The sequence below is a fragment of the Halomonas sp. R57-5 genome (assembly GCF_900070345.1).
GTDB classification, from domain to species: Bacteria; Pseudomonadota; Gammaproteobacteria; order Pseudomonadales; family Halomonadaceae; genus Vreelandella; species Vreelandella ventosae_B.
Window position 1 is genome coordinate 4,842,206 of the sequence record NZ_LN813019.1, and the last position, 21,558, is coordinate 4,863,763.

At 56.8% G+C, this 21,558-nt stretch carries 17 protein-coding genes; 3 read left to right on the forward strand and 14 right to left on the reverse strand.

The genetic code is table 11. The annotated features are described in order from the left end of the window. Positions 1–159 precede the first annotated feature (159 nt). Together uvrA and HALO_RS22110 are read left to right on the forward strand one after the other, a co-directional pair. Entirely contained in the window at positions 160–3,006 is a 2,847-nt protein-coding gene (gene uvrA / locus HALO_RS22105) for an excinuclease ABC subunit UvrA (protein WP_035582636.1), read from the forward strand. Between the two features lie 154 nt (positions 3,007–3,160). Continuing rightward, positions 3,161–3,904, forward strand: coding sequence for a Crp/Fnr family transcriptional regulator (locus HALO_RS22110; protein WP_050714044.1), 744 nt, complete (start codon positions 3,161–3,163; stop codon positions 3,902–3,904). Between the two features lie 5 nt (positions 3,905–3,909). Here HALO_RS22110 and HALO_RS22115 read toward each other — a convergent pair whose 3' ends face one another. Beyond that, positions 3,910–4,695: a hypothetical protein gene (locus HALO_RS22115; protein WP_050714045.1), complete on the reverse strand. Its 786-nt coding sequence runs from the start codon at positions 4,693–4,695 to the stop codon at positions 3,910–3,912. A 60-nt stretch (positions 4,696–4,755) separates the two neighbouring features. Beyond that, positions 4,756–6,867 carry an adenosylcobalamin-dependent ribonucleoside-diphosphate reductase gene (locus tag HALO_RS22120; RefSeq protein ID WP_050714046.1) on the reverse strand — a complete coding sequence of 704 codons (2,112 nt, stop codon included), beginning with the start codon at positions 6,865–6,867 and terminating at the stop codon, positions 4,756–4,758. Between the two features lie 215 nt (positions 6,868–7,082). Here HALO_RS22120 and HALO_RS22125 point away from each other — a divergent pair, with 215 nt between their 5' ends. Further along, on the forward strand, positions 7,083–7,655 hold the full coding sequence (locus HALO_RS22125; RefSeq protein ID WP_050714047.1) for a hypothetical protein: 573 nt from the start codon (positions 7,083–7,085) through the stop codon (positions 7,653–7,655). 19 nt (positions 7,656–7,674) lie between these two features. On the opposite strand, the gene HALO_RS22130 is transcribed toward HALO_RS22125, so the two are convergent. The 12 genes from HALO_RS22130 to HALO_RS22185 form a co-directional block, all read right to left on the reverse strand. Further along, positions 7,675–9,681 carry a sensor domain-containing diguanylate cyclase gene (locus tag HALO_RS22130; RefSeq protein ID WP_231896771.1) on the reverse strand — a complete coding sequence of 669 codons (2,007 nt, stop codon included), beginning with the start codon at positions 9,679–9,681 and terminating at the stop codon, positions 7,675–7,677. A gap of 23 nt (positions 9,682–9,704) precedes the next feature. Next, positions 9,705–10,379 (reverse strand): OmpA/MotB family protein, encoded by a 675-nt coding sequence (locus tag HALO_RS22135; protein WP_035582622.1) that lies wholly within the window; start codon positions 10,377–10,379, stop codon positions 9,705–9,707. A 5-nt stretch (positions 10,380–10,384) separates the two neighbouring features. Next, on the reverse strand, positions 10,385–11,206 hold the full coding sequence (locus HALO_RS22140) for a motility protein A (protein ID WP_035582620.1): 822 nt from the start codon (positions 11,204–11,206) through the stop codon (positions 10,385–10,387). Positions 11,207–11,246: 40 nt separating this feature from the next. After that, complete coding sequence (locus tag HALO_RS22145; protein WP_035582618.1) at positions 11,247–11,948, reverse strand: RNA polymerase sigma factor FliA; 702 nt, start codon at positions 11,946–11,948, stop codon at positions 11,247–11,249. A 26-nt stretch (positions 11,949–11,974) separates the two neighbouring features. Beyond that, a complete protein-coding gene (locus tag HALO_RS22150; RefSeq protein ID WP_050714049.1) occupies positions 11,975–12,403 on the reverse strand; it encodes a flagellar protein FlhE in 429 nt (142 codons plus the stop codon). Positions 12,404–12,428: 25 nt separating this feature from the next. Further along, on the reverse strand, positions 12,429–12,995 hold the full coding sequence (locus tag HALO_RS22155; protein WP_035582614.1) for a hypothetical protein: 567 nt from the start codon (positions 12,993–12,995) through the stop codon (positions 12,429–12,431). After that, positions 12,992–15,175 carry a flagellar biosynthesis protein FlhF gene (gene flhF / locus HALO_RS22160; protein ID WP_092490879.1) on the reverse strand — a complete coding sequence of 728 codons (2,184 nt, stop codon included), beginning with the start codon at positions 15,173–15,175 and terminating at the stop codon, positions 12,992–12,994. Before flhF ends, HALO_RS22155 begins: the two co-directional genes overlap by 4 nt. 59 nt (positions 15,176–15,234) lie before the next feature. Further along, positions 15,235–17,322 carry a flagellar biosynthesis protein FlhA gene (gene flhA, locus HALO_RS22165; protein WP_050714050.1) on the reverse strand — a complete coding sequence of 696 codons (2,088 nt, stop codon included), beginning with the start codon at positions 17,320–17,322 and terminating at the stop codon, positions 15,235–15,237. Beyond that, complete coding sequence (gene flhB / locus HALO_RS22170) at positions 17,319–18,485, reverse strand: flagellar biosynthesis protein FlhB (RefSeq protein WP_035582609.1); 1,167 nt, start codon at positions 18,483–18,485, stop codon at positions 17,319–17,321. The genes flhA and flhB overlap by 4 nt, the downstream gene beginning before the upstream one ends. Positions 18,486–18,589: 104 nt before the next feature. After that, positions 18,590–19,291: a protein phosphatase CheZ gene (cheZ, locus tag HALO_RS22175; protein WP_035582607.1), complete on the reverse strand. Its 702-nt coding sequence runs from the start codon at positions 19,289–19,291 to the stop codon at positions 18,590–18,592. A gap of 41 nt (positions 19,292–19,332) precedes the next feature. Further along, positions 19,333–19,722 (reverse strand): chemotaxis response regulator CheY, encoded by a 390-nt coding sequence (gene cheY, locus HALO_RS22180; RefSeq protein WP_022520923.1) that lies wholly within the window; start codon positions 19,720–19,722, stop codon positions 19,333–19,335. A 100-nt stretch (positions 19,723–19,822) separates the two neighbouring features. Beyond that, entirely contained in the window at positions 19,823–21,517 is a 1,695-nt protein-coding gene (locus HALO_RS22185) for a methyl-accepting chemotaxis protein (protein ID WP_050714051.1), read from the reverse strand. Positions 21,518–21,558: the final 41 nt, after the last annotated feature.

A 21,558-nucleotide genomic window follows, 5' to 3' on the forward strand; every position in this document is an offset into this window, starting at 1 on the left:
ACATGGAGTGAATCAGCTTGGATTGCGCCAATTCCCTATTCTAGCGGTTTGGACTGGCACTGGAAACGTCGCGAGTTGACGCAGGTTATCAAAGCGGTTTTGCCGGGAGGGTGCAGACAAACGTATAATCACGCTTTTGCCGCGCGATTCGAGGTGTTGATGGACAGCATTCTGGTCAGGGGTGCCCGCACCCACAACCTCAAGCAGATCGATGTGGAACTGCCCCGTAACAAGCTGATTGTGATTACCGGCCTCTCCGGCTCGGGTAAATCGTCGTTAGCGTTCGACACCCTTTACGCCGAGGGGCAGCGCCGCTACGTGGAATCGCTCTCCACCTATGCGCGCCAGTTCCTGTCGATGATGGAAAAGCCCGATGTGGATCACATCGAAGGGCTGTCACCTGCGATCTCCATTGAGCAGAAGTCCACTTCCCACAACCCGCGCTCGACCGTGGGCACCATTACCGAAATTTACGACTACCTGCGCCTACTGTTTGCCCGTGCCGGGACGCCCCGCTGTCCAGAACATGGCGAGGACTTGGAAGCCCAGACCATTTCGCAGATGGTCGATCAGGTCATGAACCTCGCCGAAGGCACCAAGTTAATGCTGCTGGCGCCGGTGGTCAAAGGCCGTAAAGGTGAACATTTACAGCTATTGGCAGAGCTACGCGCCCAGGGCTTTGTGCGCGCCTTGATCGATGGTCAGGTGCTGGAACTGGATGACATCGCACCACTGGATAAGCGCAAAAAGCACGATATCAGCGTCGTCGTTGACCGCTTCAAAGTGCGCGACGACCTTGCCCAACGTTTGGCGGAGTCCTTTGAAACCGCGCTGAACCTCGCCGACGGCACCGCCATGATTCACTTTATGGACGGTGAACGCGACGATATTGCCTTTTCATCGCGCTTTGCCTGCCCGGTGTGCGGCTACTCGCTGGCGGAACTTGAGCCACGCATGTTCTCGTTCAACAATCCTGCGGGCGCCTGCCCTACCTGCGACGGGCTAGGCGTACAGCAGTACTTCGACCCCGACAAGCTCATCAGCCACCCGGAACTCTCGCTAGCCGAAGGCGTGATAAAAGGCTGGGATCGGCGCAATATTTACTACTTTACTCAGCTCCAGGCGCTGGCCAAGCACTACGGATTTGAGCTTGAAACGCCCTGGCAAGAGCTCGCCCACCACCAGCAGGAGGTTATCCTCAACGGTAGCGGCGATGAGCAGATTCCGTTTGTCTATGTGGGCGACCGGGGCCGTAAAGTGACGCGCGAGCACGCCTTCGAGGGCGTGCTGCCCAACATGCAGCGCCGTTATCGGGAAACCGAATCCAACATGGTCCGCGATGACCTGGTCAAATACATCGCGGTGCAGCCTTGTGCCACTTGTAACGGCTCACGACTGCGTAAAGAGTCGCGCCATGTCTATGTGGACGATCACAACATCGCCGAAATTGTGCGCTTCCCCATTGGTGAAGCGTGGCGCTATTTTGCCGATCTAAGCCTGCCCGGCCGCAAGGGTGAGATCGCCGATAAAATCGTCCACGAGATCCATGCCCGACTAGAGTTTCTGGTCAATGTGGGGCTCGATTATCTCAATCTGGAGCGCAGCGCCGATACCCTTTCTGGCGGTGAAGCCCAGCGTATCCGCTTAGCCAGCCAGATTGGCGCAGGCCTGGTTGGGGTGATGTATATTCTTGATGAGCCCTCAATTGGCTTGCACCAGCGCGACAATGACCGGCTGCTGAAAACCCTGGAGCGACTGCGCGACTTGGGCAATACCGTGATCGTGGTCGAGCACGACGAAGACGCCATTCGCGCCGCCGATCACGTGCTGGATATCGGCCCCGGTGCCGGCGTTCACGGTGGAGAGATTGTCGCTCAAGGCACGCCCCAGGACGTGATGGACAACCCCAACTCGCTGACCGGTCAATATCTTTCGGGTACCCGGGAAATTGCGGTGCCCCCCTACCGCATTCCCGGCAATCCAGAAAAGCAGCTGATTGTGCGTGGCGCTACCGGCAACAACCTGCAAAACGTAACGCTAAGCCTGCCGCTGGGGCTGTTTATCGCCATTACCGGGGTTTCGGGCTCGGGTAAATCGACGCTGATCAACGGCACCTTGATGCCGATTGCCGCGCGCGAATTAAACCGCGCCACCACGCTGACCGCCGCACCCTATGAGAAGATAGAAGGGCTCGACCAGCTCGATAAAGTCATCGATATTGATCAGAGCCCGATTGGCCGCACGCCGCGCTCCAACCCGGCCACCTACACAGGCATTTTCACCCCCATTCGCGAGCTGTTTGCAGGCACCCAAGAAGCGCGTTCGCGGGGCTATAAGCCGGGCCGTTTCAGCTTCAACGTCAAGGGCGGGCGCTGCGAGGCGTGCCAGGGCGAAGGCATGATCAAGGTAGAGATGCACTTTCTACCGGATATCTACGTGCCCTGTGACGTGTGTAAAGGCAAGCGCTATAACCGCGAAACCCTGGATATCCATTACAAGGGTAAAACGATCCACGAAGTGCTGGCCATGACGGTGGAAGATGCGCTGGAATTTTTCAGTCCGGTACCGGCTATTGCCCGCCGCTTGCAAACGTTGCTCGATGTAGGTCTTTCCTATATTCGCTTGGGCCAGAGCGCCACCACCCTATCCGGTGGCGAAGCGCAGCGGGTTAAACTCGCCCGTGAATTGGCCAAGCGTGATACCGGCAAAACGCTGTATATCTTGGATGAGCCCACCACCGGCCTGCACTTTGAGGATATTCGCCAACTGCTGACGGTACTTCACCGTCTGCGCGATCACGGCAATACCATCGTGGTGATTGAGCACAACCTGGATGTGATCAAAACCGCCGACTGGATTGTCGACCTTGGCCCCGAAGGGGGTTCAGGTGGCGGACAGATCATCGCCGAGGGCACGCCGGAACAGCTCGCCAAACAGGACGTTTCGCATACCGGCCGCTTCTTAGCGCCGCTGCTCGCGCGAGGCAAGCGTGCAACGAAGCGCTGACGCTGGTTTTCGAGGGGTGAGCAGCGCTCACCCCAGGCTAAATAGGTACGCTAGTTAGCCTATTTGGGCGACGCAGTAGATGGCCACATCGTTTATAGTGGCGGGCAGATAATCGTTAGCAGTATTATCCAATCCTGTGCTGGAGGGATACGTCGTGGGTCAGGAAAACAGCTGTATTATTAAGCACTTCAATCATTACTGTTCATTAAGCGATGATGAGAAGGGATTGCTCATGGCGCTAGAGGAGAGCCCAACCAATATTAAGTCGGGCACGCTACTCTGGGAGATGGGCGATGCGGCCAATGAGTTTTGCACACTAAAAAGTGGTTGGGCCTACTCCTACCGTCACTTAGAGAATGGTGACCGACAGATTCTCGAAGTGTTTTTGCCGGGCGATATCATCGGGTTGCGCGAGKTTGCCTTCTCGCAGCGGCTTGAAAATGTGCGCATGATTGATGATGGCGTGATTTGTCATTTCCCGCATAAACGTATGCTGGAAATATTTCGCCAGTCGCTGCCCCTCACCTCGGTGATGTTTGCCATTGGCAGCCGTCAGCAGGCGCTGCTCACTGAGCGCCTCGTCACTCTGGCCAGACGCAGTGCACGTAAGAAAATGGCGCATTTTCTGTATGAAATGTATTTAAGGCTGCGCCAAACCAACCCGGATATTAGCAACCAGTTCCGCCTGCCGCTCTCCCAGGAGCAGTTAGCCGATGTGCTCGGGCTAAGCCCGGTACACGTTAGCCGCACCTTTACGGCGCTTAGTGAAGACGGCCTGGTATTTCGCGACCGCCACCATGTCACCATTCCAGACTTATCCGCGCTATGCACCGAAGGTGAATTTGACGATTGCTACCTCACCGACAATGTCCGGCCGCTGTTAGGCGATTCCACCTGAGAAAACTAACCACACTTTGACCAGCCACAGCCAGCATAGCAGGTCGGGCAGCCATCCATCATGATCAGCTCACCGCGGCACTCGGGGCAGTTACCCACTATGGCGGGGCCACTGCCTTCAGACTTTTTTCCCGTGGCTCCTGCTCCACCAATTGGCTCAACCGCCCCCTGTTCGACTGAATCCGCTTCTGCGCTCTCTTCCGGCTGCCAGGCATGGCCATGCTGCATACGGTGAGCATAGCGCTCCACTAGCTGTTCAACCGGCACTTGGTTACCGTCCCTATCCAGAAAGCCGCGGCGGTAGAGAATCTGCTGAATCGACCAGGCAATCGCCGCCACTTCCGAATCGTGGAACATCGGCTTKTTCCAGCGATTCATGCCACAGCGCACCAAACCTTTGTCCCAGGCTACTTTGCGTAGATCCGCCACCGCCTGGGTAACGTAACCACCGCGCGCCGCCAGCGACAGGCTTCGCATGGTCGCGGTGATCCACTGGTGCTCGCTGGAGAGCTGCCCTGAGGGGAAAAAGAACTCTACTGGCCGCTCAATCACCACGCGCTTGCCACCAATCACACCTTCCACCGGCATAAACGATACTAGCAGATAGACTTTCTTGCGCCCCTCCGCGCCTACGTATGAAATCTTTTCCGACACTGCCTCTAAGGTGCCTTCCGGACGGGAAGGAATACGCACCGTTAGCGGATCTTCATCCAGGAGTTCAGGAGCGGGCGCGGCCTGTTCCTGCTGCTTGATACGGTAACCAACAATTTTCGAGGTAATTTCAACAGCCATTGGGATATATCTCCGTTTAGCAAAGGTGTGCGTTAGTGAATAGAGCCGCTTAGCGCGGCATCACCATTTGCCGTAGGTGCCCTCTTTTAAGCCATCAAACAAGTTGGCAGCGTTATGCTCTTCACCGTCATAAATCACCGTCTCGTTGCCATTTAGCTCTAGCGTTTCACCGTTTTCCAGCTCAAACACGTAGGTGGTGTTTTTAAGGTCATCTTCACGCACCAGCACACCCTGGAAGGCCTCAGGATTAAAGCGGAAGGTTGTGCAGCCTTTCAAGCGGCTTTCATAGGCCTGTAAATAGAGCCCCTGGAACTGCTCAAAGGCAAAGTCTGTCGGCACATTGACCGTTTTCGAGATCGCCGAATCCACCCAGTGCTGGGCAGCGGCCTGAACAGCGACGTGCTGCTCAGGCGAGATCGCGTCAGCAGTGACAAAATAGTCAGGTAAGTCGCTTTCTACTGCGTCTGCGGCGATAAAGTGACGGTAGGCGGCCAGCTCAAACGACACCACCTCGACCTGCTCTTTGGTCTTTTTACCCGACTGAATAATATTGCGGAAGTAGCGGTGCGAGAACGACGGCTCAATGCCGTTGGAGGCATTGTTACCCATCGACAGGCTGATGGTGCCGGTCGGCGCAATCGAGCTGTGGTGGGTAAAGCGCGCGCCGTGCTCGGCCAGTTGCGCCACCAACTCCGGCTCATGCTCGGCCACTTGGGCCATATATTGGCTGTAACGGGCGTGCAGAATGCGCCCTGGCACTTGATCACCCACTTCGTAGCCATCTTTAGCCAACTGTGGCCGCTCACGCAGCATTTTGGGGGTAATGGTGTGCTCCTGTTCGAGCACCGGCGCCATGCCCTTCTCTTGAGAAAGCTCCAGCGCCTGTTTCCAGCCCTCAATGGCTAAATGACGGCTGACTTCATCGGTGAATACCAGTGACTGCTTAGAGCCGTAGGGAATCTTTAACATAGTAAGCGTCGACCCTAAGCCTAGAAAMCCCATGCCGTGGCGACGCTTGGCTTCAATCTCACGCTGCTGCTGAGGCAGCGGTAGACCAGCAATTTCCACCACGTTGTCAAGCATACGGGTGAAGATCGCCACCACTTTGCGATAGCGTTCCCAATCAAAGCGCGGCTCGGCGCCAAAGGGGTCAATCACAAACTTGGTCAGGTTCACTGAACCCAGTAAGCAGGCACCCTCAGGTGGCAACGGCTGCTCGCCACAGGGGTTGGTAGCGCGGATATCCTCACAGAACCAGTTGTTGTTCATGCGGTTCACTTGGTCGATCAGGATAAAGCCGGGTTCGGCGTAGTCGTAGGKAGAGGACATGATGGTGTCCCACAACTCCCGCGCTTTGATCACTTCAACAATGCGGCAGGCAACGCGGCCTTCGGCATCTACCGTGTAGCCCTCTTCAACCACCGGCCAGTCGCGGTAGATCAGGTCTTGCGCTTTAACGTCCTCTTTCTCACCAGGATGTAGCGGAAAGGCCAGCGGCCAGTCGGTATTGTTTTTGACCGCTTCCATAAACTCGTCAGTGATCAGCAGGCTAAGGTTAAACTGCCGCAGGCGACCGGCTTCACGCTTAGCCTGGATAAACTCGCGCACGTCCGGGTGGCCCACATCAAAGGTGCCCATCTGGGCGCCACGGCGGCCACCGGCAGAGGCGACGGTGAAACACATCTTGTCGTAGATATCCATAAACGCCAGCGGGCCGTTAGTGCCCGCGCCAGCGCCAAACACAAAGGCACCCTTATGGCGCAGCGTCGAGAAGTCGTAGCCGATACCGGCCCCGGATTTCAGCGTCATGCCCGCATCGACCACCGAGTCGAGAATATCGCGCATGGAATCACGAATGGTGCGCGAAACGGTGCAGTTTATCAGGCTCACCGCCGGCTTGTAGGCCTCAGCGCCTGCGTTGGAAAGAATACGCCCGGCAGGAATGGCGCCATTTTCCAGCGCCCAACGAAATTTCGGCAGCCACTCTTCGGCTTTATCACCTTCCACCGCAGCAAGAGCACGTGCAACCCGTTCAAACGTCGCCCCGACGTCCTGATCGACGGGCTGGCTATGACGATCCTTAAGACGGTATTTGGCATCCCAGATCTCCCGCGAGGGGGCCTGCATCGGGACGTCATTAGAGGTCTTGATAGCCTTAGCAGCGGTGCTCATGTCGCAAAACTCCTTCACAGCGGGGTGAATATAGCGCTCAAATGGGACGATTATAGATGGTATCGAGGTGAAGTATAGACACGACTTAACACCATATGAGGCACTTTTTTTAAATTTTTCTACCATATATAGAAAAATCAGCACCTTACACTTTTGTCCCTCACCTACACGCTATAGACTGGTTTTTCGGTTAATAGTCTAAGGATTTTGGTTAGATGGCTCAGATCATGACGGCAACTACCTTAATAACGACAGCAATGGCCGTCTCATTGCTGATCGCAACGCCCATGGCTAACGCAGCCACATTTAATACCGACGACGTCAGTACCCATGATCATTGGCACTCCATGACGCTCTCACTGGGAAACGAGCGCCACTACCGGGCGGTGGAAGCCCACAGCTACTCAGACGCGACGCTGAGCCTGAACGCCACGCCGGGAGTATGCGATTTACCCTGGCTGGAGATGCGCGTCACCCTTGAGCAGCAGCAGGGGGAGAGCCGGGCGGKTAATCTGGTGCCTACTCGACTACGCGTCGATGAGCAGCCCGTCATCGACACCATGGCCGAATTTATCACCGAGCGCGGCGATGACGGGTTTTATGCCCACTTTTATTTAAGCGACTTGGAATCCCTGATGGCCGATATGCGCCAGGGCGAACAACTGTTTCTCGGCTTTGACCAGGAAGAGCGCGAGCCTTGGTATATGACCTTTAGCCTGCAAGGCGCTGACGCCGCGATTAACCGAATGATGACGCAGTGTGAAAGCCACGGGGCGGCCACTCAATAATTCAATAAAGTATGAATTATTAAATTGACATCACGGGCTCTAGCGCCATTTCGACGCGGTTGCGTCCGCCATGCTTAGCGCGATACATAGCGTCGTCGGCCCGTGAGATAATGGTTTTGCAGCTGTCCCCCGTCTGCCAAACGGCAACCCCAATACTCACCGTAATCCTTTGTTCAAGCCCTTCTATACGCAGCTCTGCGACCAGCGAGCGCAGTCGTTCGGCCAGGCCAATAGCGGCGTCAATATCCGAGTGGGTCGCCAACACAATAAACTCTTCACCGCCCCAGCGGCCCAGGTGGTCGCAGCCACGCAGCGCGTTTTCAACTAAGCGTGCAAGGGCCACCAGCACATCGTCACCCACGCTATGGCCGTGGGCATCGTTGATCTGCTTAAAGTTATCCACATCAAACAACAAGAGGGCGAAGGCGGCCGCGTAGCGCTTGGCGGCCACTAGCTCGGCATTGATCGCCTCTTCAATGCGGTACCGGTTCCACACCTTGGTGAGGGGATCAAAATGGGCTAATTGCTCCAACCGCTGGTTGGCCTCGGCAAGAGCTTTACGCTCGTGCTCCAGGTGCATATTCAGCGAGCTAATTTCATAGGCTGAAATGGCCAGCGTCAGGTCTTCACCCAGGTCGACCGCCGCTAAGCGCTCTACCCGCTGCCAGGCTTCGCTCTTACCCACCACTTCCTCATGCCAAGCAACCGACGGGGTCACGAGCGCCACCGGTTGAGGATGGGTTGCAGGCTGCATCGCCCAATACAGCGTTTCCACCTGCTCGGGGCGAAAAAATATCAGCCAGGCGCGCTGAGTTGAGCTCATTGGCAGCGGCACCGCCAAGGCTCCGCACTGCTCGGGCATGGCCAGCGAAGCGGTTAACGTCTCTTTGGCGATTTCGCGCGTGCACCAAGGCCCGCTATGCACGTGGGCTCTTTCCAGACGTAGCACAAACTGGCTAATGGCTTCTGGGGTCGGCGTCATGCCTGCTTGATAAGCGCCGCCATTCMCCCATAGCACTACACCATGGGCGCGAAACAGCTTCATCCAGGTAGCCGCCTGCTCCTGGAGTAGCTGCTGGGGGCTTTGTGGCTCGCTACGCGCTCGGGTACTCAGTGCCAAGCTATCCTGAACCCGCTGCAGGTAGCGGGCTTCTTGTCGCGCCCGGAGCAGCAGTAAGCGCTGGGTGGCCATCTGCACCAAGGTACGAACGGCATCACGTGCCGACGGCTCAACCGAGTGCGGCGCGGCCGAGTGGCAAAACACTAGCCCCCATAAGCCGGTATCACCCTGCATTGCCAAACTGAGTGAGCCGCGTACCCCCAGCCGGTTTAAATAGCGCTGCCGTTCCGGGGCAGGCGCGCGTAAAAAGCTGCCACTAAGGCTTGCTCCCGAGTAGGCGGGCGTCAGCGTTTCAGGCGGCGCATCGACGTCTTCAATTAACCGTACAGGGTAGTGTTGGTAACTTTTGCGCAAGGCAGCTGGGAAGTCGCTGGCGGGAAAGCGCTGCCCCAACAGCGAGGGCAGCTGTTTTCCTAGCGCTTCGGCAACCATCAAACCATGCCAATCGCTATCAAAATGGCACACCGTCACGCGATCATGGCCGGTAAGCTGTTGAATCGCGTTAACCAAGGAGTCGAGCAGCTCTTCCTGATGGGTGGCTTCCGCTAAGCGCATCAGCCGCTCATTGACGGTGCAGAGCAAGCGGCGCTTACCCTGGGGATTTAGTGGTTCAATCTCGACGATAACCTGCTCGCCTACCCGGTAAGCATGGAGCTGAAAACGCACGTTGCTATGCTTGGAACGAATAAACACTAGCGGGCCGGAAAGCCGCTGCTGCCCGTGCATTTCGCGACGCACCCGCTGGCTTAGCCGTTTCCCCAACACACAGCCAAGGGTGAGCTGCCCATTTTCAGGGCGCTCAACACCGGTTAAGCGGGTTAAGTTAGTGCTACTGGCTTGGATGCGTCGACAATCAGCATCTAATACCAGCAGGGCACCAAACGACTGCAATCGCGGGTGGTACATGGACACAAACGTGGCCTCGCAATCTATTCACCCTCGACCTGCTGTCTTAGCAGCAGCTCTACGCGCCGGTTGGCAGCTCGCCCATCCGCGGTTGCGTTCGGTTCCATGGGTTGGGTATCGGCATATCCGACGGCCCGCATACGTGAAATATTGAACCCTTGGCGCTCTAAGTGCCTCACCACGGCGATTGCCCGCGCTGATGAAAGCTCCCAGTTCGAGGGGAAGCGAGCCGTTGAAATCGGCACGCTGTCGGTATGCCCCTCCACCGATATCTGGCCATCAAAATTCGTCAGCACACCGATAAGGCTTTCAACCACGCCTCGCCCTTGGGGGGTTAGTACCGCTTGGCCGCTGGGGAATAGCAGGCTGGTATCAATCCGCAGCGTCACCCCTTCGCGGCCTTGCGAAACGCTGACTCCAGGAATATCAAGCCCGTCAAACTGCGGCTGCACCCCAGCGTGGCGGGGCTGAATCCCGGTGGCTAGAGACGCCAGCGGCAATGATGATACCGCGCTGGCCGAACGCATGAAAGCAGTATCAGCCGCTTCACCGCCGCCCGGCGGCGTCAGTGAAAGCAGCAGTACAAAGAGCGTGATCAGCAGCGTCAATACATCCAGATAGCTGGTTAACCAGCCCTCTTCACCATCGCCTGGCGACGGCGTCATTTCCAGCGCGTGGCGTGTATCGCGGTCTAGCATCGGGCCTACCCCTTGGCCGCCGAACTCACCGACGAGTCAGGCCTGGGTTTGACGCTGTTATCACGAATTTCATCGTGGTAGTTAGCCACAAAGGAGTTGAGTGTCTCTTCGATAAACGACGGCAGGCGACGCTTGGTAATCAGCGAAATACCTTCCAGCACCATGTTCATGGTAATCAGTCGCTCTTCGGTGCGGCGCTCTAACTTCACCGCAATCGGTTTAAACACTAAGTTGGCGAGTAAAATGCCATAGAAGGTAGTCAGCAGGGCCACCGCCATGCGCGGCCCAATCACCTGCAAGTCGCCTGCATCCATGACTTCCAGCATATTGACCAGCCCTACCAGGGTACCGATCATGCCAAACGCAGGCGCATAGGTGGCCATGGTGCGAAATATTTGTGCCTCGGCATGCTCACGCGCTTTAAGGCGGGCGATGCGCCAGCGCAACATGTCAAAAATTTCGTCCTCTTTGGTGTTGGCGATCACCAGTTGGATCCCGGTGCGCAGAAACGGATTGCGGGTATGCTCCAACTCGCGCTCGACCGCGCGCACATCGCCTTTAAACCACAGCCGTGACATATCGACCAATTCGCGGATATCGTCACGCATATAGGTATTTTCGCGCCGAAATACCAAGCCCACCAGCCGTACGACACGCAGCACCTCTTTCAGCGGATAGCTGATAAAGGTCGCCGCCAGGGTACCGGTCACCACGATGGCCAGACCCGGAAAATTGATAAAGCTTTCAGGGGACTCTGCGGTTAAAAACAGCACGCTCACCAACAGCAGTATGCTGGCAAATATGCCTATCAGCGTCGAAGGATTCATCCACGGCTCCTTGCCGGTCACAAGTGAGTAAAAAGAGGTGTTATGCCGAGTCGTGTAAGCGAGCGCGTAAACGACTTACGGCCTGGCTGTGTAGTTGAGAAACGCGTGACTCCGTTACGCCCAACACAGCCCCTACTTCCTTGAGGTTGAGTTCTTCTTGGTAGTACAGCGCCATAAGCAACTTTTCACGCTCTGGCAGCGCTTCAATCGCATCAATCAGCGTTTGCCGCTGCTGTCCATCCAGCAACTGCTCGAACGGTGAATTGCCCAGTTCATGACTGATAGGCTCGCCGCCATCGGCGACTAGCTCTTCAAACGGCAATAGCTGGCCGCTGTTGGTGTCGTTAAGGAGCTGCTGATAGTCGCTCAGCGGCATCTCTAGGTGGTGAGCAATTTCGTGCTCTTCCGGCGCTCGCCCGAGCTGCTGCTCTAATTGGCGAACGGCGCGGTCAACCGCCCGCGCTGAGCGGCGTACGCTGCGCGGCAGCCAGTCGCGGGTGCGCAACTCGTCCATCATCGCACCGCGAATACGTTGACTGGCAAAGGTCGCGAAGGTGGCTCCCTGGGTAGCGTCGAAGCGCCCCAGCGCTTCCAGCAGCCCCACCATCCCGGCTTGAATAAGGTCGTCGAGCTCAATACTCGCTGGCAATCGAACCTGTAGCGTCAAGGCCTGACGTCGCACTAATGGCATGTATTGAGTCAACAGCTCATTTTGTTTAATTCTGCCCTGTGCTGTGTACATATTCTCGCCTCGCGGCTATCCAGCCTTCACTGATAATTCACAATCATTTGCAATCCCTGCACCCGAACAGGCCGCTGACCTGGACGTAAGGCGAAGCGAAAATGCAACGGCGCATCGGCGTCTCGTCCCGCTAGCGCGGTAGTAGAACCCCGCATACCCGTTAACGCAACGCACTGCTCAGGATGGCACAGCCAAGCGTTTAAGTGCGCACTGGGGGGGTAGKGAAACTGCCACTGTATACGCCCAAGCTGGCCTGACTGCAGGCTGGCGACGTCGGGTGGGGTGGCCGCCTGACTACTGCTTGCCCGATCACTCATCGCCMCCATCAGTCCCGGTATCTGAGTGCTCCAGCTACCGGGCGCTGCCTGGGCGCTCCCCGTTAAACCTGCCCATAGACACCCTGTCAGCAGCGCCGCGATCAACGGCAGCCGCCCTGTTAACGGCCAGCTTAGCATGCTTGGTCTCCTTGGCAGAGTGCGCTCATCGTGCAAGTACCAGTAACTCCATATTTAAGTAGTAATCAGCAGCCTCACGCAAGTTATCGAGTAGCCCCTGGCGCGGCAAGTGCGGCTCATGGAGTGCCAGCAAACGACGCGGCCCACCACCCTCATGCAACTGGCGCAACGTACGGAACATGGTCGCAAACGCATCGGCATCGCTACTAATCCACAGCGCCCAGCGGCTGTATTGGTCGCTCAGTTGCGCAAGCTCAGACGTTTCCGCCATGACGATGCGAATATCCCAGTCATCAGGCTCACCGGCCCAGTTTCGACCTAGCGTTGACCACTGCCCCAGACGTGCTTTGACCTTACTCACCTGAACTACGCCGCGACCGGGCAGCCCAACTACTATAAGCGGAATTTTGGGCCTGGGCGGCGCCACCGTCCTGGGCTCTTCCAGCGCCGCTCGCGTCGGCGTTGATAGGGGTGAAACGTGTTCGGCCACAGGTTCTGCCGCCGCAACATCAACCGCCCCCTCAGCCTGCTGCTGTTGGCGCTGCAGGTTTGCCCACTTGCGCAGTCCCGAGGCTTGATCTTGTTCGCTCACGCCACACCCTCTCGACTCACACTGCCCATTTGACGAATCGCATCCCGCGCCATAAAGGCGTAGACCAGCGCATCAAGCATACCGGTATCGCGGCGGCGACGGCTGGCGCCTAGTAGGTTGAGCAGATCGCCGCGCAGCGTCTGCGCCTCCTCATCATCGGCAACATCGAGATGCCCAGCGACCGACGCCACACCGCTGGCCATTAACAGCCGTACTTCGGCATTGAGATCACCGCTATCGGCCTCTTTTAACTGCTGCCACGCGCGCCGCGTCAAGGCGGCCAAGCCTTCACTTTGCAGCTGTGTTAACAGTAGCGAGAGCACCTCAGCCCCCAGCCGTGCAGGGGTTAGCCAGTAGCGGCGCGCTACCACTTTGGCACTTTCCGGGTCGCGCACTTCCCCGTACCAGGCGAGCAGCGCAGTGCCACTGGCGTCCTCAACCTCGGCGTAGACCGTCCAAAGTTGCACCGATTGGCCACGAAAACGCACGCCTACATGATGCGTTAGCACACTGTCATCAAACAACTGACGGAGGGTCTGGCGCTCATGGTGAAAGAGTACCCTATGACTGGGGGCTACTTGGCTGACCCAGGTCAAATGCTCGGCTTCCAGCCAGACGAGCGCCTCCGGTTCGGGAAAGCGCGGCAGTAGGTGTACCGCGACGCCGGTTGACTCTGACAGCGCGGCTAAGCGCGGCTGCCATCCCGCGACGTGGCGATGCTGCAGCCAGGGTAGCGCCAGCCAGGCGCCATCTGTGTCCAGCCCTATGTCCGGCATTGCCCAGTCGCAGCCGCGCTCATTGCGCCGCGCCGACCACGCCATCCCTAAGGTGGTTTCCGCCGCGGGATAGCCGGCGAGCAGTGCGTCCAAACGCTGTTCCTGCACACGGCTCGGCAGCGAGGCTAGGTTCCAGGTCTCTTCTAGTTCTGCAAAACCGGTGACGCGTTGGCGCAGCCTCGCCAGTAGTGATGACAAGCGACGCCCTTGGCCCAGTACATCCCGGGACCAGCGCGGCATTGCCATCGGGGCTTCAGCACTGTGGGCCCGTTCACGCTGCGGCGTTGCCGTGCTTAGCGCCTGATCGACTAAAGCGTCGGGAGTGGCAATGGCCATATCTTCGGGCACCTGCTGGCCATTGGAACCAAACAGCACACGCATCCCGTGACGCATAATAATATCTAGCACTGGCGCCAGCCGCCCCGCTTCATCCTGCTTGGTAATAATACAGTCATCGAGCTCTGCGCCCGCCGCTCGCGCGGCTTGGCGATAGCGCAGCACGACTTCTTCGAGGGTTTCTGGCTGGCTGGCAGCATTCAGCAGCAATACCAAGCGCACTCGCGAGCGTCCGCCCTGGAGGTGGGCGATCTGTTCAATCACCCGCTGGTCACGCTGACTCATGCCCACGGTGTCGATAATCACCCACTGCTTGCCCTGCAAGCGGCCCAGCAAATCGTCGATGGGCTGCTCGGCATCCAGCGCGTACATCGGCGTATCCAGCAAGCGCGCATAGATGCGCAGCTGCTCGTGGGCACCAATCCGGAAGCTGTCGGTGGTCACCAGCGCCACCGGGCGCGTACCGKGACGCATCACAAAACGTGCCGCCAGCTTGGCGGTGGTGGTGGTTTTCCCTACCCCGGTCGGCCCCACCAGAGCGACAATGCCGGTTTGATCAAAGAAACTAGGCTCATCGCTCAGCACGCAGAGGCGATCCATTAACTGCTGACGCAGCCACTGCAGCGGTGCTTCGCTATCGCTGTCTAACCGGGCTAATGGTTCGGGCAACCCTGCCAGCAGTTCATCGGCAAGCTCGCTGCCGAAACCGACGTTCCATAGCAGTTGGCGCAGTCGCGCGGCCGTTCCGGTGGGCGTTGCTGGCATTGGTGAAGCAGCAGGGGCTGGCTGGCTATTTGCTAGCAGCGCGCGCATATCCTGCATTTCGCGCAGTAAGCGCTCACTCATCGCCTGCATGGGGTCTTGCGGCGGAGGTGCTGTCGGCGTTTCGAGAGGTGCGGGTTCCGGTGAAGGTTCAAAGTGGTCGAKGGCTTCATCCGCCATGGCCAAAATTTCAACGCCCCCTTCGGTACGCCGATTAGCCACAATCAAGGCGTCTTCACCGAGCGTTTCGCGCACTTGGCGCATCACATCACGACTGTTGGCTCCCACGAAACGTCTAACGCTCATGATTTACCTTTTGTCTGTTCTGGAAATGGTCGACGCTAGCCTATCACGGCGGGCCATCATTAACGTCCGCCGACTATTGTGGTCACTCTTAATGTGCGGTCATCGGGAATTTCAGCCTGCGACAACACTGACATATGGCGTAAACGGCGGCGCAAAAAGCGTGATAGTACCGCGCGCAGCGAATGCTGCACGACCAGCACCGGCGGTTCGCCGGAACTTTCGTGACGCTCCAGCGCTTGCTGCGCCTGGGTCATCAGCGTCTCTGCCAAGCCAGGCTCCATGGCGCCGTTGCCGTTCATCGCCTGCACCAGCACCTGTTCCAGTTGGGCATCCAGTCCCATCACATTGAGCGTCTCCTGCCCTGCAAACCACTGCTGGACAATCGCACGCCCCAGTGAGACTCGCACCAGCGCTGTCAGCTCGTTAGGATCTTTTTGCTGGGCGGCGTACTCCGCCAGGGTATCCAGAATAGTGCGCATATCGCGAATAGAGACATCTTCGTCAAGCAGGTTTTGCAAGATACGCTGCAACACCGTCAGCGAAATAGCCTTGGGAATCACCTCTTCGACCAATGCTTTTTGATCATCGCCCATTTTATCCAGCAGTTTCTGCACTTCCTGACGCCCCAGCATTTCGGGTGAGTGGCGGTGCAACAGGTGGTTCAAGTGGGTTGCTATGACGGTGCTGGCGTCCACCACGGTGTAGCCATACACCTGAGCGTGTTCGCGCTGGTTGCTATCAATCCAAATGGCGGGTAAACCAAAGGCGGGATCCTGGGTATGGGTGCCCTGCAGCTCGCCGGAGACCTGCCCCGGATTGATCGCCAGCCACTTGCCGGGCTGCGCCTCGGCGCGACCAATTTCGGCGCCTTTCATTGAAAGCACATAGGCGTTAGGCGGCAGCTCCAAATTATCGCGGATATGCACCACTGGCGGCAGGAAGCCCMCTTCCTGGGCAAACTTCTTCCGCACGCTCTTAATGCGCCCCAGCAGCTCACCTTTTTGGCGTGAGTCGACCAGCGGGATTAAGCGATGGCCCACTTCCAGGCCAAGGGTATCGACCAGTTGCACGTCTTCCCAACTCGCTTCGGGGGTCTCTTGTAACGGTACAGGCGCAGTCGCAATTTCCTCCTTGACCAACAACTGCTCTTTTTGGCGCATAATAAACCATGCCAAACCCGCCAGCAGCGCGGTAAAGAGTAGAAACACTAAATTGGGCATACCGGGCACCATGCCCAGTAGCCCCATCACGATGGCGGCCAATATCAGTACCTGGGGATTAACGAATAGTTGGCTGAGCATTTGCTGGCCAATATCCTCGTCCGTGTCGGTACTCACCCGGGATACCGTGACACCCGCCGCGGTGGAAATCACCAAGGCGGGAATTTGCGCCACCAGGCCATCGCCGATCGCCAGCAACATATAGGTCTGACCAGCAGCGCCAAAGCTCATATCGTGCTGCAGCATGCCAATCATCAGCCCGCCGATGATATTGACCACCATAATCACCAAACCGGCAATGGCATCACCCCGGACAAACTTACTGGCACCATCCATCGAGCCAAAGAAATCAGCCTCTTGAGCGACTTCAGCACGGCGCTTTTTGGCGTCTTCCTCGCCGATTAAACCAGCGTTCAGGTCGGCATCGATGGCCATCTGCTTTCCGGGCATCGCATCCAGGGTGAAGCGCGCACCGACTTCGGCAATACGGCCAGCACCTTTGGTGATAACCATAAAGTTGATGATGACCAGAATCAGGAAGACCACTAGACCCACAGCAAAATTACCGCCGACCAGGAACGCCCCGAATGCTTCAATGACCTTACCCGCAGAGGCGCCGCCTTGGTGACCTTCCATTAACACCACACGGGTAGAGGCGACGTTGAGCGACAGGCGCAACAGCGTGGTAAACAGCAACACAGCGGGAAATGCCGCAAAATCCAGCGGCTTCTGGGTAAACATGCTGACCATTAACACCATAATGGCCAGGGCAATATTGAAGGTGAAGAGTAAATCGAGCGCGAAAGGGGGCAAGGGCACAATCATCATGCCCAAGATCATGAGGATGAGCAGCGGCCCGACCAGCAGCTTCATGCGCACATCACTCATCCAGTCGCGCCGCCCTACTAGCTGACTCAAGCCTTTCATGGTTGCGCCTCATTACCACCGGCGTCATGCCCGGGGCTTTCCATCTCCGGCGGAACCGGCAGGTTATCGGGGGTTGGGGGCACCTCGCCTCCTTGTTGTGATACTTGCTTGAGGCGGTAGGCCCAGGCCATTACTTCCGCCACCGCGGTATACAGTTCGGCAGGTACTTCTGCATCTAGATCGACGTGATGATACAGGGCCCGCGCCAATGGTGCTGCCTGCAAGCGAGGCACGCCTGCCTCTTCAGCGATTTCGCGAATGCGTGCAGCCACTGCGTCGGCGCCTTTTGCCACCAGCCGCGGGGCGCCCATACTGCCTTCCTGATAAGTCAGTGCTATCGCATAGTGCGTGGGGTTGGTAATGATAACGTCCGCCTCGGGTACCTTGCTCATCATCCTACCCCGCGCCATGGCCTGCTGCTGCTGGCGAATGCGCGCTTTCACATGCGGGTCACCTTCGGACTCTTTATGCTCACGCTTAATCTCTTCCTGGCTCATGCGCAATTTCTTGGCATTATCCCAGAGCTGGAAAGGGACATCGATCAAAATGACCACGATCAACACCAGCACCATTAGCCCAGCCGCCTGAGCGGCCATGCTTAAAGCGTTGGTAAGCGCTTGCTGGATAGGCTGATCCATTAGCGCCATAAATTTGCCGATGTTGAAATACAAAAACGTCGCGGCGACGCCACCCACCAGGACTGACTTGGCGATAGCTTTGGCCAACTCAATCAGCGCCTGGGTTGATAAAATTCGTTTTACGCCCTTAATGGGATTTAACTTGGAAAATTTGGGCTGCATCGATTTTCCCGATATCAGCCAGCCGCCCATCAGCCCTGGGGCGACTAACGCGATAACGGCTAACAGCAAAAATAACGGCATCATGGCAAATAGCGTGCGCTGACCAAGATCCAGCGCATTGGCCAGCATCGGTGTGCTTTCCATTGCTTGGCGACGCTCAAACAGAAAAGCCTGCTCCATCACCGCGCCCAACTGGTCATAGAGCATATTGCCCATGCTATACAGGCCAATCACCCCGCCCAGCAGAAGTAAGAAAGTGTTTAACTCGCGGGAACGGGCAACTTGGCCCTCTTCACGGGCTTTTTCCTTCCGCCTGGGCGTGGCCTCTTCGGTCTTTTCCTGGTCGCTATCGTTATCTGCCATACGGTTATCCGGCCAGGTGAAGCGAAGCGTATCACGTATTCAGCCGTCCATAGGGACGGCTGAATAGCGTGCTTGTGCGCCCAGAGGGCGTTTAATAACGCGCTTTAAAAGCCTAATTCATCCAACAAATCGTCTACTTGGTCTTGCCCAGAGACGGTATCGGGGACATTATCCTTCACTTGCGGCCCATTCAAAAGCTCTTCGTTGCGCCGTGCACTGTCGTTTTTCCACTGATCCTCGGCCTTGCGCTGCAGCGTTTCTCGTGCATGGGCGCCCGGCGCGTTATCAATAAGTACCTGCACCAGCTGATGTTCGATCTCATGGATCACGTCCATCATCTTCTTAATCACCTGGCCGGTCAGGTCTTGGAAATCCTGAGCCATCATGATTTCCATCAGCTCTTTATTGGTCGCTGATACCACATCGGGCACATCGCTGAGATAAGTGCGTGTCTCGACGACTAACGCCTTGGCCTCATCCAGCTCTTTCGGCGCCTCAAACCACTCGGCCCAGCGCTTATCCAGCGCTTCCGCTCGGTCTGACAATTGATCCTGCAGCGGCTGCGCACGGTCAACGGCATTGAGCGCTCGATCTGCAGCCTGCTCCGTCATGGTGGCGACATAGTGCAGGCGGTCGCGTGCATCAGGGATGGCTTCAGCCGCTTTTTCGATTTCTTTATCTAGCCCCAACTCGCGCATGTTTTCGCGCAACATGCGCGTTAACTTACCGATGCGATGAATTAGGTCTTCAGCGGCTTGTTCGGATTCGGACGATTGGGCAGAATCGGACTGCTCATTCTGGCTCATAATGTTGTCTCCTCGTTAACCAAGCACATGGGCTCAGTCACTCACATACCCAATTTATCGAAGATCTTATTGAGCTTCTCTTCCAGGGTAGCGGCAGTGAACGGCTTGACGACATAGCCGTTAGCACCCGCCTGAGCAGCCGCAATAATGTTCTCTTTCTTCGCTTCTGCGGTCACCATCAACACGGGCAGGTCTTTCAAGGCATCGTCTTGGCGAATCTCCTTGAGCATCTCCAGACCATCCAGGTTGGGCATGTTCCAATCGGAAACGACGAACTCGAATTTGCCAGCGCGCAGCTTATTAAGCGCATCCTGACCATCTTCTGCTTCATCCACATTGGTGAAGCCCAGCTCCTTAAGCAGACTGCGCACAATCCGACGCATGGTGGGAAAGTCGTCTACAACCAGAAAGCTCATATTCTTATCTGCCATGGGTCATCCTCTAATCAATCCGTATATGGCTCGGGGGTGACTGGAAAGTACAGTCAGGGGGTTAAAACTGTTCTGCAAAACCGTTCTTCAAAACTGTTCTTTAAAACTCTTCCCACTCTTCGTGGTCGCTACGCTTAGCGGCAGGTTGACTCGCTTGCTGCTGGGCGGCCCTGGGCGCAGGCATAGCATGGGTAGTTGGCGATGCGGCAGGAAGCACCTGACGCGACGCCTCCTGCATACCTAACAGTTTAAACACGGCGACAGCTTGCTCCAACCGGTTAGCTTGCTCCTCAAGCGAGGCGGCCGCCGCAGTGGCTTGCTGAACCAGCGCGGCGTTTTGCTGGGTGACTTGATCCATCTGGCCCACGGCCTGACTAACCTGCTCAATGCCGTCACTCTGCTCTTGGGAAGCGGCCGAAATTTCATCCATGATATCGGTGACTCGGCGCACCGCAGTGACCACATCCGACATTGTGGTACCGGCCTGCTCAACCAGGGTAGAGCCTTGCTGAATTTGCGTCACCGAGGCATCAATCAGGGTTTTAATCTCTTTGGCAGCATCCGCGCTACGGCTTGCCAGATTGCGTACTTCTCCTGCCACCACCGCAAAGCCTCGGCCTTGTTCGCCGGCACGCGCGGCTTCTACCGAGGCGTTAAGCGCTAAGATATTGGTTTGAAAAGCAATCGAATCAATCACGCTGGTGATATCAGCGACTTTTTTCGAGCTAGTGGAAATGCCGTGCATGGTCTGCACCACTTGCGCAACGACGTCCCCACCGCGCTCTGCCGTGGTAGAGGCATCTGCGGCCAAAGTGCTGGCCTGGCGGGCATTGTCGGCGTTTTGCTTTACCGTCGCGGTCATCTCTTCCATGCTGGCTGCGGTTTGTTGGATCGACGCCGCCTGCTGTTCAGTACGCGAGGAGAGATCCGCATTGCCGCTGGCAATTTCGCGGGTACCGTGGTGAATCTCGTTGCTACCTTCGCGCACCCGACTAACGATATTGGTGAGGTTCAGCTGCATGGTGCCCATGGCGCCAAACAAACGGCCTATCTCGTTTTTACCGGCTTCCGGTACGGGATCGGTTAAATCGGCATCGGCAATCGCATCCAGGCGCTGAATAGCGCCTCTGAGCGGCGCAATCACCGTACGGCGCAATCCGAAGTAAATAATCAGGGTCAACAATAGGGCAAAGACCACCACAGCCAAATTGATCATGGTAAACAACTTGCCCTGGGCCTGCGCGTCAGTACGAATGGTTGCTACCCGCTGGAAACCGTAAGTTACAAACGCAGTCATACTGGTAGCCATGCTACTTAAGGGCTCAACCAACTCATCGCGCAGGTTGTTATAGCTGGTTAAATCCATATATTCGAAGGTTTCATGCTGCTGTTTAACCAGCCCCATGACCGTATTAAAATCTTCAATCAGAGCGTTTGCCAATGCCTCACCTTGCGGAGAAAATGAATTTGCTGCAAAGCGCTCAAAACGCTCCTCCGCACGCGCAATGCGATCACCCGCGGTATCGACCTGCTCATTGGATTGCCGAGTCTGGCCCMCCATTAGGTAGTTGGAGGCAGTTTCCATCGCCAGCATGGCCTGATTTAACAACGAATCGGCACGGTTAATCTCATTTAACTGCGCATCGCTGATGCTGCTCAGCGTCGCTAAATTATTTTGTGAGTTGCGATCTGAGACAACGGTCAAACCTGCAATCACTAAAATCAGGGCGACAAAGCAAACGAGCGCCACCACTACAGCGGCATGAATACTCAAATTGCGCAGTAAACGATTCATTGGAAATTCCTTTGTAAGCTTATTGAAGTTTTTATGTCTAG

Bases quoted from the DNA above. Each gene is read 5' to 3' on its own strand.
- cheZ (WP_035582607.1), bottom strand. From the start codon at position 19,291: ATGAGCCAGAATGAGCAGTCCGATTCTGCCCAATCGTCCGAATCCGAA.
- HALO_RS22135 (WP_035582622.1), bottom strand. From the start codon at position 10,379: ATGCTAGACCGCGATACACGCCACGCGCTGGAAATGACGCCGTCGCCA.
- HALO_RS22140 (WP_035582620.1), bottom strand. From the start codon at position 11,206: ATGAATCCTTCGACGCTGATAGGCATATTTGCCAGCATACTGCTGTTG.
- flhB (WP_035582609.1), bottom strand. From the start codon at position 18,485: ATGGCAGATAACGATAGCGACCAGGAAAAGACCGAAGAGGCCACGCCC.
- HALO_RS22145 (WP_035582618.1), bottom strand. From the start codon at position 11,948: ATGTACACAGCACAGGGCAGAATTAAACAAAATGAGCTGTTGACTCAA.
- cheY (WP_022520923.1), bottom strand. From the start codon at position 19,722: ATGGCAGATAAGAATATGAGCTTTCTGGTTGTAGACGACTTTCCCACC.
- uvrA (WP_035582636.1), top strand. From the start codon at position 160: ATGGACAGCATTCTGGTCAGGGGTGCCCGCACCCACAACCTCAAGCAG.